The following is an 868-nucleotide window of genomic DNA, read 5'->3' on the forward strand; positions in this document are numbered from 1 at the left end:
GCCCAGGCCGTCAAGGTCGTTGCCCGCGCCCACCAGAGTCTGATCTGGGAACGCACCCGCACCTTCCAGCGGCTTCGCAGCACGCTGCGCGAGTACTTCCCCGCCGCCCTGGCCGCCTACGCCGACCTCGCCCTGACCAGCACCGACGCACTGGAACTGCTGATCAAGGCCCCTGCTCCGACCGCGGCGGCAAAATTGACCCGCACGCAGATCACGGCCGTCCTGGCCCGGCATCGCCGACGCAACCGCGAGGCGAAGGCGGCCACCATCCAGGCCGCGCTGCGTGAGCGGCAGCTCGCCCTGCCGGAGCCGGTCACAGCCGCCTACGCGGCCACTGCGACTGCTCACGCGCGACTGATCATCGCGCTGAACGAACAGATCGCCGCGTTGGAAGAGCAGGTGAAGGCACATTTTCTGAAGCACCCGGACGCTGAGATCTACCTCTCGATGCCCGGCATCGGGGAGATCACCGGAGCCCGGGTGCTCGCCGAGTTCGGAGACGACCCCGCCCGTTACGCCTCCGCGAAGGCGCGCAAGAACTATGCCGGGACCAGCCCCGTCACCCGCGCCTCCGGCAAGAGCCACACAGTCCAGGCCCGCTACGTCCGCAACAACCGCCTGGCCGACGCGCTCCAGACCCAAGCCTTCTGCGCGCTGCGCGCCTCACCCGGAGCCCGCCGCTACTACGACAAACAACGAGCCCGCGAAGTCGGCTACAACCCCGCGCTCCGCCAACTCGGCAATCGCCTCGTCGGCATCCTCCACGGCTGCCTCAAAACCCGCACCACCTACGACGAAGCAACCGCGTGGTCACACCACGCCTACCCCCAGCCCGCTTGACACTCCAACGACATGGGGTGTCTGACCC

Annotated in this window: 1 protein-coding gene; it reads left to right on the forward strand. The window is 68.5% G+C overall.

The genetic code is table 11. The annotated features are described in order from the left end of the window. Positions 1-840 (forward strand): transposase (locus AC3EQ1_RS31290; RefSeq protein ID WP_432097680.1); only part of this gene is annotated, 840 nt, incomplete at its 5' end. Positions 841-868: the final 28 nt, after the last annotated feature.

This window comes from Streptomyces sp. bgisy100 (genome assembly GCF_057709105.1).